Below are 14,876 nucleotides of genomic sequence, written 5' to 3'. Positions count from 1 at the left end.
CAGCCCTACCCGCCGGACAGTCAGCGCCGACGCCTGCGCGCCTTACGCCTGTGGTTCGACTGGTTGCAGCAACAGCACGCTATCCCGACCAGCCCGGCGGCAACACTGGCCGCGCCAGACAGAAAAAAACGCCCCTCAGTGACGGAGACCCACGGTCAACCCGACGCCATACCGGCCCGCTTCGCCACCTTACGCCAGCATCTGGCCGCCTGGCTGGAAGCCGTGCGGGGACAGGGCTTAAGCGAACGGACTCAGGAGTCCTATGAAGAGCGGCTGTTGCCGTTCGTCAACTGGTGCGAAGCGCGTGGAGTAATGACCGCACCGCAGGTCAGCCTGCCGTTGCTGGAAAGTTACCAGCGCTGGCTGAGAAGCTCCCGTAAAGCGAACGGCCAGCCCTACAGCCCGGGCAGTCAGCGGGACCGCCTGAGTGTCTTACGTCAGTGGTTCCGCTGGCTGCTGCAACGTCACCATATCCTGTATAACCCGACGGATAACATGGTATTGCCAAGAGAAGAAAAACGGCTGCCGGCGCAGGTGATGAATGAAGACGAAACCCACACGGTATTAGCCGCAACGGATATCAACACCCCAACCGGGCTGAGAAATCGCGCTATCCTTGAAGTACTGTGGAGTACCGGTATCCGGCGGATGGAAGTGGCGAACCTGCTGTTAAGCGAAGTGGACTTCGGGCGCGGCGTGGTGCTGGTCAGACAGGGTAAAGGCGGTAAAGACCGGGTAGTGCCCATCGGCGAACAGGCGCTGCACTGGTTAAGTCGCTGGCTCAGCGTCCGGCCCGAGTTAACGCGGCGGGGGGACAGCGGTCACCTGTTTATCACTAAGAAAGGCCGGGGACTGGCCAGAGGCACGTTAACCCAGATAGCCGCCGACAGCATCCGTAAACAGGCGCAACTGGCTAAACCGGGGGCCTGCCATCTGTTCCGCCACTCAATGGCGACGCAGATGCTGGAGAACGGCGCGGACACCCGGCACATCCAGGCGATACTGGGGCATGAAAAGCTGGAAACCACCCAAATCTATACGCGGGTGGCAATCGGTCACTTAAAGGAAGTACACGAACAGACGCATCCGGCAGAACGGAAATCCAAACCGAACACGCCGCCCGATGACGGGTCTGTGAATAGCGACAAGCCGGACAGTAAACAGCCGAACTGACCGCACCCAGCAGCCGGACAATCTTGAATGTTAGCCGGTTCCCTGTGAGCGTGTGGGGTGCAGTGAAAGGCAGACCGTGCGCGTCCCTGCGCACGGACTGCCTCCCTACCATCGGCGTGCCCGGCGGTAAATGCCGCCCGCCCGGCGCTGAACTTCGGCGTTCTCTGTCACAATCGTTGCCGGTCGGCCGCCATTGAACATAATGTGGCATTAAGCGCAATGGGCCTGAACGGCCCGCCACGCTTAACGAAACATTATGTCGGCGCCGCCCACCCAAGGGCGCTGCGCGGTCACCTCAACAACAGCGTGCGGCTGGCCGCCGGGTTGAGCTTCTCAGCCCCAGAGGCGCACCGGGTTCGCTCGCTCACCCGCTGCTGTCACTATCAGTGCTAAAACCCACCGCCGCAGTCGCCGCCATCCCTGGCGGCTCCGGTGATAACATCAGTCCTAAAACCCGCCGGCAAGCCCGTCAAGGTCAACGGCCACAGACCGGTAAGCCAGTCGGCCTGCGGCCTCCGCAGTTTATTACCCACCGCCCCAACCCTGCTGCACTGCTCTGCGCTCCGTTGCTCGTCCCCGTGCTCGCCATCGCCGCCCCGTGCAGCCCCCAGGGGGGCTTCCCTGTTAAAAAGCTTCACCTGCGGGCCTCGCCAGCCCGCACCCGCCAACCCGCGTCAGCGGCGCAGGCAAGCTGCCCCGCCGTCACGGGTTCCCGATAAAACCCGGTTCTGGCAGGAAAAGCGGGCTGAAACCCGGCGCTGACGTCGGGGAAAAAGTGAGCTACAATCGGCAAAGTGCCCGTCGGGGCGAGTTGGCATGTTCTTTAACAGAGCGGGAAAAAGCGGTGGAGAAAAAGGCTGCTAAATCAAGGGGAAAAGTCCGCTAACCTGTATGATGGCGTCGGGATAGTGCCGAAGATCCAACGGGCCTCTGGGGTGGTGAGAATCCGTATTCATACGTTAAAAATCCCACCGGATGGATTGACCCATTAGGCTTAACTGGCTTTGATGCTTCCGGTAGACCTTTATCCAGTCCGAATTATAGTGTGTGGTATCAAACAGATATTCCCACAGATTTACATTCAAGTAGCAGACCTAAGCATTTTAATAATGCAAATAAACAACTGTATGAAGCAATACAAAAAAATCCACATTTAGCTAAATCGTTACCACCTGAAGTTGTAGCGCATGTGCAGCCGGGTCCAAAAGGTGGATTTGAACGTACTAGCCCACCTAATCATTCATGGCACCATAATGCTCAAAATCCAACTAAGATAGAACTTATTCCAAGATCTCAACATCAAGCGCCTGGCGCTGTACAGAAAAGCCTTCATCCAAATCAGGAAGGAGGATTTAAAAAGTTAGGTAGTGGAAAATGTGGTGGACTATAAATAATGAGGTAGTTTATGAAGTTAGTTTCTATTGCTGATGTATTATCGACCCCAGAAAATAATTCCAGCGAGTGGTTTTGCTTGCCTCCAGATCAAAATAGTTGGACGTTAGAAACAGAAGGAGTTTTTTCTCTGAGTAGTGCTGATTTTCCACCTGATTCTGATGATTATTTACCTAAACAGGTAAAAGAAAACGGGTGGATTGAAGTTTTAGATGGAGGAACAATTGAAGAAGTAGTAGCTAATACTAAGGCCCAGTTAGACAATCCATCTCTCAATGATCTATTGGAGGCATTTATTTTTTATTTTGAAAATGATGCTTTTATAGAATTTTAATTATATGTGATATGAGCCGGAAAGATCCTTCGAGATCTTCCGGCTTTCTGATGATCTATCTTGGTGAATACCCACAGTAAGCCAACGCGGACTGGAGCTTAGCGATCGCATCCTTAATCTGATACGCTTCCTCTGATGATGCTAGTAATGGAATATTTTTGAGGCTGCCAGACCCCATCAAAGATAAAAAGGTTGCTACTACAGTTAGCACAATGGCAAGACATCGAGGTAGCCATAATGGATATTCCTCCGCAGTTGAAAAAGCTCTAAATAAAATTGATTTAAACCAGCCTACTAATGTCATAGCAAAACAAGTTGCTAACATACAAAATAAGGCGAAGAAAGCAATGATGAATGGCATGCCAATTAGGTCGAAAGATATTGCTAAGAATCCTGATATAGGCAAGCAAAGGGCTTTTGAATTGTGGGATAATATATTTAATAAATAGAGGTGATATATGATTGATACAAAAAAGAATTTATTATTGAACCAATGGCTTTTCTTTTGTCTGAAAAATTATTTTCAGGGGTTCTTAGCAATCAATCTGGTCGTTATTTAGAAATTCATGATCCTGAATTAGCACTGACTTTATCTTTTGAACAATTATTACCTGACGGGTATTTAGTATGGTTAGATCTCATTGAGAATTCTATAAGTAAATTTAGGTTAAGAAGTGAATTTCATGAAGCTGACGAATGCTTAAATGATATAAGTAAAGAGTTTTCTGTTCATTATGACAAAATTTCAATTGCCTATAGAAAGAAAAAAATAAAAAAAGAAAATTCTGACTATGATGATTTTTATTTTGAAGTCTTAGATAAAGTATATTCTCAATTAAACATGTTATCTATTCAAAGGTACATATTAGGTGAACAAAAAGAATCAATTTTGGAAAAAATCTTTGAGATATATAAAGAAGGTCTTTATCCATGCGGAATGACCAAGGATAAAAAGATAGTTGCTTTTAATCCAATGGTATTAAAAAACAGTTGATATAGAAGACATATCATCATGAAAAAGCCGGAAAGATCCCCCGTAATCTTTCCGGCTTTGTTATTTTTATGCTTAAAATAAATATTCTACAGGATTGATGCTATATATTAACTATATAAATTAAAAACGAAAGAATATAAAATAAATAAGAAGATAAACAAAGAAATAATACAGAAAAATATAAGATTCATGGCAAATATATACATAGGCTATATTTTAACTATTTTATTCTGTTTTCTCCCTGAAACAAAGCCGGAATCGCTTCCGGCTGGAGTTACAATAAAAGCTGAAGGTTCAGGTGGTTTCTTTATACATGTAATTGTCCTTAATCCCCCAGGAATGCAAACTATGAGCATATTTAATTTAAAAACTATATTACCTCCTCCTGTATCTCCGAATGAAGCAGGTCAAAAGGAGAAATGGCCATTGATAGATAATAACTACCATTTTCCTAATGATTTCATTGAGTTCATAAATTGCTATGGAACAGGAAGAATAGCTAACTTTATTAATATATTTAATCCATTTAGTGAAAATGATAATCTAAATTTCTTCAATCAGAAGGATTTGATTATTGAGGATTTTAATTATTTAATTGAGGATGATAAAGATTATTATCAGTTTTCTCTTTATCCTAATAAAGATGGATTACTTCCAATAGGAGTGACTGATAATGGTGATTCATGGAAAATAGCAATTATTGCCTCAAGATCTCCAGAAGTCGAATACAGGCAAGAAAATCTAACATCTTTTTTAGAAGGTGTTTTATCCAAGAAAATAAAATGCATGTCATTCCCTGATAATTTCCCACCTAATAATATAGCATTTAAAAAATAAGCCGGAAAGATCCCCGTGATCTTTCCGGCTTTGTTATTTTTATGCTTAAAATAAATATTCTACAGGATTGATGCTATATATTAACTATATAAATTAAAAACGAAAGAAGATAAACAAAGAAATAATACAGAAAAATATAAAATTCATGGCAAATATATACATAGGCTATATTTTAACTATTTTATTCTGTTTTCTCCCTGAGTAAAAAGCCGGAATCGCTTCCGGCTGGCTTCTTTCTTACCGTGGTGAATACCCATGCCACGCCAACGCCGACTGATTAGTGCAATGGCAAGGCATCAAGGTAATCATCACGGGTATACTGATGCAATGCTCTGAATAAAATAAATTTAAATCAATCAATCGATACCATATCGAAACAAGTGACTCACACACAAAATATAGCTAAAAAAGATATGGAAAACGGCAATATTATTATATCCAAAGATATATATAATATTAATGTCCTGGAGAAAGACATACATTAAAAAGTAAGACAACGCATCTTTAATCTATGGAGTAAAACTTTAGGATAATTCAATATGGGTGAGATAATAAGTTTTTATATGTAATCCGTTGAATTTTTTAAAAGTTCGGATTTTTTATCCGGTTCTATTGAAGAATTTAATGAATATGAAATTATTGATAATAAATATATGGCATTAAAGCTTATTTTCGATCAAGATATACCAGATAACTATATGGTTTGGAGTAATTTTTTTCTGATCTGGTATCTGAATTTTATCTTCATGAGGATTATAAAAAAGCAACAAAATATATCCTTGATAAGAGTAAAAATATCTACCCAGGATCAAATTAAAGAAAATATGAGAAAAAGAAAATAATATCTTATAAGAAAGAAACAAGGGTTGGTTGATAACATAGAATACGATAATTCTCCAAATGAAGTAAATGACGAATGTAATGACATGTTAAATATGATAAGCATTTATCGATATTTATTTTCTTTTAATCAAGATGCTAAATTAGAAGCAATATTTTCTATGTTTAAAAAAGGAGTTATGCAGTGTGGTATAAAGAAAGACAAAAAGGCATGAGTTATTTTCAACCCCAAATCCGCCGCCAGACCGGAGCCTTCACCACAACATTATAAGGCAGTGATATACCAGCTTTCAGAGCGCTTTCGAGTACCGTTTCAACTGTTGCCAAGGTAAACGTCTGCCCCTCTAACGTGCCGGTGAAGGTCGAGCGGCGGGAGAACTATTTTTTCAACATGCTAGTTTCCCCTACACATCAACAACCCATTATCAAAAACACTGCCCATCACCACTTGGCCAGCCAACGGTGCCGCGACGCTGATTGCCGCCAACATCTGGCCATGGCTTTGGTGAATCACCTGAGCGCGTTCTGCTTCCCCATTTGGGGCAATCGCCAACTGCCAGACCAGAGATGGTGAACGCACTTGCGCATCCTTTTGGTACGCCGCCAGTTTCAGCAGTTGTGGGTGTGCGGCCACCAATAACCTGTCCCTTTTTCCATCAGGCATAATATTGTCTACCCCGCGCAAGCCGGTTACCCGACTCAGTAATATAGGTACCGTCCCACCTGGTTGCCATGCCCAACTGCTTAGGGCACCGCTTGTGGTTTCCGCCACATATAGCCGTTCCCGTTGTCGGTCATAATAAATACCGTTCGCAAAGTGCAACCCATCGAGCAATGTGTGCACCCCAGAATCATCGATCAGTAATACGCGCGCGAGTGGCAAACGCAGGTAATCTTCAATGCGGCCGAGCAGACCGGAATACGCGTGATCCCGTGTGAGCAACCAGTGGGTTTTATCAATAATACTGATATCATTGATATTTTTTCCAACACTGCGTGACAACGCAGGTTGATAAATCAGCCGCATTGCTGCACGTTCAAAACGGAAAACGTCAATACGGTCCCCTTGATGACGATGGTTCACCACGTAAATCCAGGTGTTTCCCTCCTGTTGCCATACGTCTATACCATGCGGGAAAAATTCCGCTGGATAATCGCCTGACAGCAGCAAAGGAGCCTGTCCCAGTTGTAAGTAATAGAGGGCACCTGACGCATTACCATGGCGGTTAAGACTGCTAATTAACACACCGCCATCTTGCAACGGCACGATATCTTCAGCTCCGTTGACACCCTCTATTTTTCTACACTGCTGCATGTGAATATCTTGAACGCTGTAGAAAACGCCCGCATCAAACAGCAGATTGATCGTATACGCCAATGCAGCAATAACCAGTACAATACCCATCAGCTTTTTCATCAGGCTTCCACTTCAGCAGGTGAATAAAATTGCTGATTCACTGCGTCCACGCCCTGCTCTGCCAAGACATTGATCACAGCCAGGTAATGTTCCAGCAGCTCAGCAGCTATATGCGCAGAGAAGTAACGCTCCTGATAGTCCAGCTCGATTGACAACCCTTCAGCCATTTCCACTACGTTCACCATTAGCGGGAACTCAACTGCACTGACGGGCAGCATTGACAGGCTAGCTTGCCACTGGCGCATTTCAGTCAGCGGTGCATGAGGTTCAATATTGAACGTGGCCAGCACAGGGAATTGCGCGCCTTCGCCATGGAAACAATGAGCTGGTAATGCTGGCGCATCATGCTGAGCCAACACAGCTTGATGTATCGCAGCAACAAATTCAGACAGTGACGAGCTGGCGGCGCTGTCAAAACAAAACGGCATCAAACTGACACATTGCCCCACAAGCCCTTCACTCCGTTCAAAATCCCGACCGGAATTCGGTACGGCGACAGGCAGCAAAGAGTGGCCAATAAACCTCTCTAAGGCCAGCACAAACAAGGCGCTCAACATCACAAAACGAGTTACCCGTAGCTTTGCGGCAGCTTTCCGTAACTGAGACGGTAATCCTGGGTAATCCACTCCCCCTTTTAAGCGCTTACCTTGATATGGTGCTACTTGCTGAATAACCAGTAACGCACGCGCAGGATTCAAACGCTGTGCTGGTAGTTTAGCCAAGCACTGGGCAATGAGGGCAGTATTTGCCGTCTTTTCCGCATGTATAAAGCGCAAATAGCTTGGTGCTGCTGCCAGTTCAGGCAACTGCCCTGCCATGATGGAATTATATATATGGAGTAGTTCGCGTAGCATCACCATAAATGACCAACCATCTGCAACTGTATGGTGCGCAGCCAAAGCCAGCGTTGAGCCGCCGACATGCCGTAACAGTAATACACGAGCCAATGGAGCAGTTAACAAGGTGAACGATTGAGCCGCAAACGCCGCCAATCGGGCATTATTTTCTGCCTGTTCACTGCATTCTTCGGTAAAATCTACGCCACTTACGCAAGATGCCATGACCTGCAACTCGCCGGTGCCGTTGAACTGCATACGCAGTGCTTCATGGCGTTCACTCAATAAAGTCCAGGCTTGGCGCATCATGGAACTATCGATCTGACGAGCCGTTTCGATGACGCAACCAATGTTACCCGCACGTAGCCCCAACTCCCCCTCAGCGGCCAGCAGTGTAAAACGCTGTTGGCGGTCAGTGGCAGGGTAAGACGTATTAGGTTGCAAACCATCCTCACCGAAGAAGCCATCGGCACGCATGGCATTGAGGCTTTCTTTAACCGCAGTGATAAACAGCTTAATATCCTGTGTGGTGTGCGCAGTGGACACAAAGCAGTTACGGCCTTCCCAAATAAAGATGCCGCGCAACATGAGATGATAGAACAAGATGTCGTAGTTACCGCTAAATTTGAAACGGAACAAACTGCCAGCGGAAACAATTTCGATCGGAGTTCCCGTCGTCGCAAACCAAGTGTTGAGCGTTTGCGCGAGGTCGTTCGTTTTCTGGTTGATATCGTCATAGAGTCCAGGGTGGTTCTTGATATATTCGAGTACCGCTTTGCTCGCAGCCATGGTCAGCGGGTGTTTGGAGAACGTCCCCGCAAAGAAAATCAGCTCGGCCTGTGGCCAAGACTCATCGCCATATTGCCAGAAGCCACCATCGATACTGTCCATAAAGCGTGCAGAGCCAGCAATAACACCAATTGGCATACCGCCACCGACAATTTTCCCATAGGTAGCAATATCTGCTTTCACGCCGTAATACACCTGTGCACCACCGGCAGCCAAACGGAAACCGGTAATCACCTCGTCGAACATCAAGGCGATATCGTGTTCAGCCGTCAACTTACGCAGCGTATGCAAATATTCGCGCGGTTGATGGTTGGGATACCGGCTTTGCACCGGCTCAACGATGACCGCTGCTAATTGATCGGCGTATTTAGCAATCAGTACCAGGCTCTCTTCACTGCCATACTCAAGTACTAGCAGATCCTCTACCAGTGACGCGGGTGTACCGGCAGCAATAGGTATCGCGTGCTCTGGTGTCACCCCTCCCTGTTGGCGCCCCAAAATGCCGTCAAACACACCGTGATAAGAACCGCTAAACAGCGCCACTTTATTTTTGCCTGTCACAGCGCGCGCCAAGCGTACGGCGCTCATTACCGCTTCAGAACCAGAATTACAGAAAGCCACGCGCTGCTGACCCGTCAGCTCTGCGATCAGCGTTGCCACCTCACCAGCAAGGGAGCTCTGTGGCCCAATTTGCATACCTTGGGACAACTGCGCGGCAACGGCTTGCTGCACGCATTCCGGCGCATGCCCTAACAGGTTGGCACCAAATCCCATAGTGAAGTCAATGTATTCATTGCCATCCGCATCCCAGATACGGGCGCCTTGCGAACGCACTCCGACCAAAGTATAGAGCATTTCTTTTGTGGATAAACGGAAGCCCGCAGATGCTCGGTTATCGGCCAAGACGGCGCGGAATTGTTGGGCATTATGTTTCGAACTTGCCGTTTTCCTGACAAATTGCTCAGTCAGTTGCTGAATATGTCTGTCACGTTCGGCCCCCAGCGAAGCCTTTTGGGTTTCCTTTTTAAACCAACTGTTGTGCGCACCGGCTTTAGTCGGTGTTGCATTGGTCTGTGCCTTATCCGTAACCGTAGGTTTAGCCGCCAGTGGCTGCGGGAGTGCCGCCACTGGTGCACTGGCCTCTACAGCGTGCAGGGCTGGAGCGGGTTGAACTATGCCGCCATTGAGTAAGCGAAGCTGTTGTGACATGATCTCTAACTGCCGTGCAATCAAGCCTTGCAGTGCTTCAGGAGCCGCAACCGATACCGCCCCCCCGAGTTCGCCCGCATGAACCGATGCAGGTACTACCGTGGGTTCTGCACATGGCATAACGGGCATAGCACCGCGATTTTCATTGACCGGAGCAACGGGTTCCGTCACCTGGGCATGCTCCACGACATAGTGGAGCACCGCATCCAACGTATTTAACTCTTCAAACAGTGAGCGCATAGGGATCGCGACCCCGTAATGATCTTTAATGGTATTGATTGCATCCAACAGAACCAACGAATCCGCGCCCATTTCCAGAAAAGGCAGATCGTCATCCAAATCCTCAGGCAGTGCCCCAAGATACCCGGCTATAATCGCTTTTATTTCGCTCCGTAATTGGTGGTGTTGTGACATAACGTCCTCATGTGAAGATGATGGCTGCATTAACTTTTCATCCGCCAACCAGTAGGTTTTTTTACAAAATTGGATGGCTGGCAGCGTCAACGCCTCACGGCCCATTGCGAGGTACAGCTTGTACCACTCGATGTCATGCCCGTGTTGCCACAATGAGCCAAGCAGCGTCAGCAGTGATTGATATTCATGTCGATGGTCAGCCGCGACCAATACGTGTTGCCCACGGTCTGTCACAACAACAAATTTGCCCAGCGAACTGTCTGCACTCAGATCCACAAACGTATATTTCTCTTCTTCAAACAGTGCCCAAATTCCTTGCAAAAAGTGAACCGGTTGCCGAATTTGCTGGGCCCAGTAGTCAGCCGTCGTATATTGGCGTACCTTGCCGTCAAGGTTGCTGTAGAAAGGCAGATTCCCTTTTTTAAAATCAACGTGTTGCGTTAGCCAGAGTTGATACTCTGACAAGATGGGGTCCATCAAGTGAGAATGGAATGCGTTGGCGGTTTTAATGCGCCGGGCATGACCGCCCAGCCCAGAAATGTCTTTCAGACAGGCTTCAATCGCCGCAGTACTCCCTGTAATGGTTGTCAGCGTCGGCGTATTAAACGCAGCAATGGCAACCTCTCCTGCCCATGGGGCAATGTAGCGACGAACCTCATCTTCACCGCTGAACACCACGGCCATCGCGCCATGTTGGGTCAGACTGGCCATCAAGTGGGCGCGTTGGTGAACCATTGCCAGCCCGTGCTCCAACGATATTTGACCGGCAACAACCGCGGCGCAATATTCACCCAGGCTATGACCAATCACGGCCGCTGGGCGTAACCCGAGCTGCATCAAACTCTCTGCTATGGCATAGCTGCACACAAACAGGGACAACTGACAAGTTTTAGCACAGCGCTGCCAGCTGTCGTCTTGGGCATGTAGCGCCTGGCGGATATCGATTTGATAACGTTGTAAAACCGTATCAGCCAGTTGGTCAAAGCACTTGCGGTAATATGGCAGATGCTGATACAAGGCTGCCCCCATGCCAATTTGTTGCGTTCCCTGCCCAGGGAATAACCAGACCTGAGGCTGCGCTTTGCCCGCTTTGCTACCGCTGATTTGCATCAGGTTCTCGGCCAATTGCTGGCGGTTGGCCCCAAAGGCAAACCCACGGTAAAGTGGGTGGTCATAACGGGTATTGACCAGACGGCACCACGCCGAGACGTCAGCATCACGTTGCAACTGCAAGCTGCGGTATACACCGTCACGCTGGGCGTTAAAACCCTGTTCTTCATGCGAGGCCACCAGCAGTAACGTTAACGGTAACGCTTCCTCTTCACCTTTTGCCGCCTGCGGACAGTCACGCAGGATCACGTGACCATTGGTTCCCCCAAAGCCAAAACTACTAACGCCTGCATAGCGTTGGCCCTCAGCCGACTCCCATGTACAACTGCGGTTCCCCGCTACCGAAACTCGGCGGCTAATGGCGGCAATATGAGGATTGATTTGTTTGAAATTTAAATGAGGTACACGCTGTTGGTAGTGCAGCATCAAGGCCACTTTTACAACCCCAAGCACGCCCGCGGCTACTTCCAGATGACCAATGTTCGTCTTGATCGACCCCACCTGCACCGCTGCGGGTTGATGGCGTTGCGCGAACACCGCCTCCAGCGCTTGAAATTCAATCAGGTCGCCCAATGCCGTACCGGTACCGTGTGCTTCCACATAATCGATATGGTTGCTATTGATGCCCGCCTCGGCCTGCGCCCGTGCGATAACCGCCTGTTGTGATAGGCCATTCGGTGCAGTGATCCCATTGCTACGACCATCCTGATTGATGGCACTCGCTACCAGAGTGGCATAAACCCGGTCACCATCGGTCAGTGCTTGTGCCAGTGGTTTTAAAATGACGATGCCACATCCTTCACCGCGCACATATCCGTCGGCCCGTGCGTCGAAGGTTTTACACTGACCATCTGGTGCCAACATATGCGCCTGCGTAAAGACGGTCTGTAAATGCGGTGTCAGAGCCAAGTTCACGCCGCCAGCGATAGCCAGCGTACTACGCCCCGAACGCAGGCTTTGTATCGCCGCGTCAATCGCGACCAGAGAAGAGGAACAGGCCGTATCAATTGCGACACTTGGCCCTTTGAAATCATAAATATAGGAAATGCGGTTAGCCGCAATGCTGTGCGCATTACCCAACCCACTATAGGCAGAAACCCGATCGCCCGAGAGCAAAGCATAATCACTGGCGCTGATACCGATAAACACCCCGGTATCACTTCCCCGCAAGGCGGAAGCCTTTAACCCCGCATCAGTTAATGCCTGCTGCACGGTTTCTAACAACAAGCGATGTTGCGGATCAATATACTCAGCCTCACGCGGCGAAATCCCAAAATAGCCAGCGTCAAACTCACTTACGGTGTCAAAGAAACTGCCTTTACAATTAAAACCGCTTAACGCCGAACCCGCCCAACGGTGAGCGGGAATATCTCCGGTCGTACTTTGTCCTTGTTGTAGCAACGACCATAACGCCTGAACGCCGCTGTGCCCCGGCAATTCAACCCCGATTCCTATCACCGCGATAGCATCGTCAGTGATAGCCACCGTAGCCGCGGCTTTTTGCTCCGCAGGCTGCAACAGTGCCATGGCCAGTTTATTGATGGTCGGATAATCGTAAATCAACGATGGAGAAAGCTCACGGCCCAGATGCTGTTCCAATTCACCTATCACACCAACGGCCTGCAACGAGTTCAGCCCAAATGTCGTGAACGCATCATCCCAATGCTGTTGGTTAACGGTCCTGTTAACCGCAGTACTGATAATACCTGCAATAAATGACGCTAGCGCTGGCACACTGTGAAACATACCACCATCTGTACAGGCCGGTTGTGGTTGAACCGCTCGGCTGCTCCATTGCACAACTAATGCATCCTGTTGGTACATTGCCTTGGCACGAGTTCGTTGCAGTTTGCCACTGGTCGTGCGTGGAATCGCCCGTCGACCAACCCATACCCACTCACCCAGTGTTATGCCATGCCGGTCTGCCACTGCTGCATTCAGGCGGTCGTTTAACGCTGCTGTATCAACAGACTCTTTGGCGCGTTCCGGGATTTCCAGCAAGGCAACGGCCTGCTCTGTCTGCGCAATGTCACTGGCAAAAACACAGACAGTGGCATCGGTCAGCAGAGCATCAGCGTTCTGGATCGTTTCCTCAATATCCGTTGGGTAATGATTCTGACCATTGACAATCAAGAGTTCTTTCACACGCCCAGTAACGTACAGCGATCCTCGCTGTTGGAACCCCAAATCACCACTGCGCAACCAGTGTGCCGATTCATTCTCGATCTGAGCATGGAAAGTAGCTTCTGTCGCAGCAGCATTATTCCAGTAACCGCTCGCAATGCTGGGCCCACGCAACCAGATTTCTCCCGTTTGTCCAGCCTCAAGCGTACGCAGGCTAACGGGGTTGACAATGCGCACCTCGGTATTTGGCAACGCCTGACCACAGCTGACAACACCAGGATCTTTTTCATCTTCATTGGTCACGACCATTCCCTGGCCTTTATCCATGCCGGTAACGATCAACGTGGTTTCCGCCATGCCATAGCAGGGTAAAAATGCCTTAGCGCGAAAGCCAGTATGGGCAAAATGCTCACCAAACTGGCGCAATGTAGCAGGACGAATAGGCTCAGCCCCGCAAAACGCCACATCCCAGAGGGAGAGATCTAAACCTTCAGCCTGTTGCTGGCTAATTTTACGCACGCAAAGATCGTACGCGAAATTGGGACCCCCCGATGTAGTCGCACGATATTCTGAGATCTGTTTTAACCAGTTAAGCGGGTTTTTCATCAGCATCATCGGTGACATCACCCGGCATGGAAACGCCCCATACACGGGCTGTAACAGTCCACCGATAAGCCCCATGTCGTGGAAATGCGGCAGCCATATCATGCCGCGGCTTTCACTGTGATGACCAAAATAGTGGTGAATAGCCTGTGAGTTTGCCCACAGATTGCCGTGGGTAACCATCACTCCCTTTGGCGTACCCGTGGAGCCTGAGGTGTATTGTAAAAATGCCAGATCGGTGTCAGTCATCTGCGCAGGATTAAATACCCCAGCAAAATGGCGTTCAAGACAATGAAGGCGATATCCCGCAGGCAGTGATATCGCTTCCAGTTTATCAAAAGTAAAAATAAGTGGAGGTGACGGTAAAGTCAGTTGTATTAACGTTTCGGTTCCTTTCCCGGTTGTTACAATAAATTCTGTTTTCGCATTGCGTAAAACGCCAATAAAACGCTCCCACGCATTTCCTGAGGATTTCGCTGGCATAGGGACCGGGACAGCAATCATCCCTGCATAAAGGCAGCCAAAAAACGCCCCAATAAAATCTTCACCGTCCGGATAAAGTAAAATAACCCTATCACCGCGCTGACCATATTGCTGAAGTGCACTCGCTAATGATGCTGCGCACTGGTGCAATTGCCCATAGCTTTGATTTTGTATCTCCCTAGAACTTCGTAAAAACTCAAATGCCGTCTTGTCGGTATGTTGAACAGCAAGTTCTGGCAATAGTTGGTTGAAGGAGTTAAATCCCCTGTTAAACAACTGGTGGGACGGCATAATGATTAGCTCTTTATTCTTTATATATGA

General features: G+C 48.3%; 10 protein-coding genes. 7 read left to right on the top strand and 3 right to left on the bottom strand.

The features are described from left to right. The first annotated feature begins 168 nt into the window (after nucleotides 1-168). Nucleotides 169-1,173, top strand: a complete 1,005-nt coding sequence (gene xerC, locus ACGF5R_RS05790) for a site-specific tyrosine recombinase XerC (RefSeq protein WP_387690060.1) — start codon at nucleotides 169-171, stop codon at nucleotides 1,171-1,173. A gap of 674 nt (nucleotides 1,174-1,847) precedes the next feature. On the opposite strand, the gene ACGF5R_RS05785 is transcribed toward xerC, so the two are convergent. Next, complete coding sequence (locus ACGF5R_RS05785) at nucleotides 1,848-1,991, bottom strand: hypothetical protein (protein WP_262981575.1); 144 nt, start codon at nucleotides 1,989-1,991, stop codon at nucleotides 1,848-1,850. A gap of 227 nt (nucleotides 1,992-2,218) precedes the next feature. Here ACGF5R_RS05785 and ACGF5R_RS05780 point away from each other — a divergent pair, with 227 nt between their 5' ends. From ACGF5R_RS05780 to ACGF5R_RS05755, 6 genes are all read left to right on the top strand, one after another. Further along, complete coding sequence (locus ACGF5R_RS05780) at nucleotides 2,219-2,563, top strand: HNH endonuclease (RefSeq protein WP_262981576.1); 345 nt, start codon at nucleotides 2,219-2,221, stop codon at nucleotides 2,561-2,563. Between the two features lie 15 nt (nucleotides 2,564-2,578). Beyond that, nucleotides 2,579-2,899 (top strand): hypothetical protein, encoded by a 321-nt coding sequence (locus ACGF5R_RS05775; RefSeq protein WP_112896294.1) that lies wholly within the window; start codon nucleotides 2,579-2,581, stop codon nucleotides 2,897-2,899. A gap of 158 nt (nucleotides 2,900-3,057) precedes the next feature. Further along, nucleotides 3,058-3,348 (top strand): AHH domain-containing protein, encoded by a 291-nt coding sequence (locus tag ACGF5R_RS05770; protein WP_262981577.1) that lies wholly within the window; start codon nucleotides 3,058-3,060, stop codon nucleotides 3,346-3,348. A gap of 56 nt (nucleotides 3,349-3,404) precedes the next feature. Continuing rightward, a complete protein-coding gene (locus ACGF5R_RS05765) occupies nucleotides 3,405-3,893 on the top strand; it encodes a hypothetical protein (protein WP_146747908.1) in 489 nt (162 codons plus the stop codon). Nucleotides 3,894-4,082: 189 nt separating this feature from the next. Then, a complete protein-coding gene (locus ACGF5R_RS05760) occupies nucleotides 4,083-4,730 on the top strand; it encodes an SMI1/KNR4 family protein (RefSeq protein WP_240000746.1) in 648 nt (215 codons plus the stop codon). 866 nt (nucleotides 4,731-5,596) lie between these two features. After that, nucleotides 5,597-5,785 (top strand): hypothetical protein, encoded by a 189-nt coding sequence (locus ACGF5R_RS05755; RefSeq protein WP_240000747.1) that lies wholly within the window; start codon nucleotides 5,597-5,599, stop codon nucleotides 5,783-5,785. 179 nt (nucleotides 5,786-5,964) lie between these two features. Here the strand turns inward: ACGF5R_RS05755 and ACGF5R_RS05750 are convergent, their stop codons facing one another. Beyond that, a complete protein-coding gene (locus ACGF5R_RS05750) occupies nucleotides 5,965-6,987 on the bottom strand; it encodes an arylesterase (protein ID WP_387690055.1) in 1,023 nt (340 codons plus the stop codon). Further along, nucleotides 6,987-14,846 carry an aminotransferase class III-fold pyridoxal phosphate-dependent enzyme gene (locus ACGF5R_RS05745; protein ID WP_387690053.1) on the bottom strand — a complete coding sequence of 2,620 codons (7,860 nt, stop codon included), beginning with the start codon at nucleotides 14,844-14,846 and terminating at the stop codon, nucleotides 6,987-6,989. The genes ACGF5R_RS05750 and ACGF5R_RS05745 overlap by 1 nt, the downstream gene beginning before the upstream one ends. Nucleotides 14,847-14,876: the final 30 nt, after the last annotated feature.

The sequence above is a fragment of the Photorhabdus sp. RM71S genome (genome assembly GCF_042879355.1).
In the GTDB taxonomy this organism is placed as follows: domain Bacteria; phylum Pseudomonadota; class Gammaproteobacteria; order Enterobacterales; family Enterobacteriaceae; genus Photorhabdus; species Photorhabdus kayaii.
The sequence above is the reverse complement of the archived record's forward strand: the minus strand, read 5'-3'. Positions and strand labels throughout refer to the sequence as shown.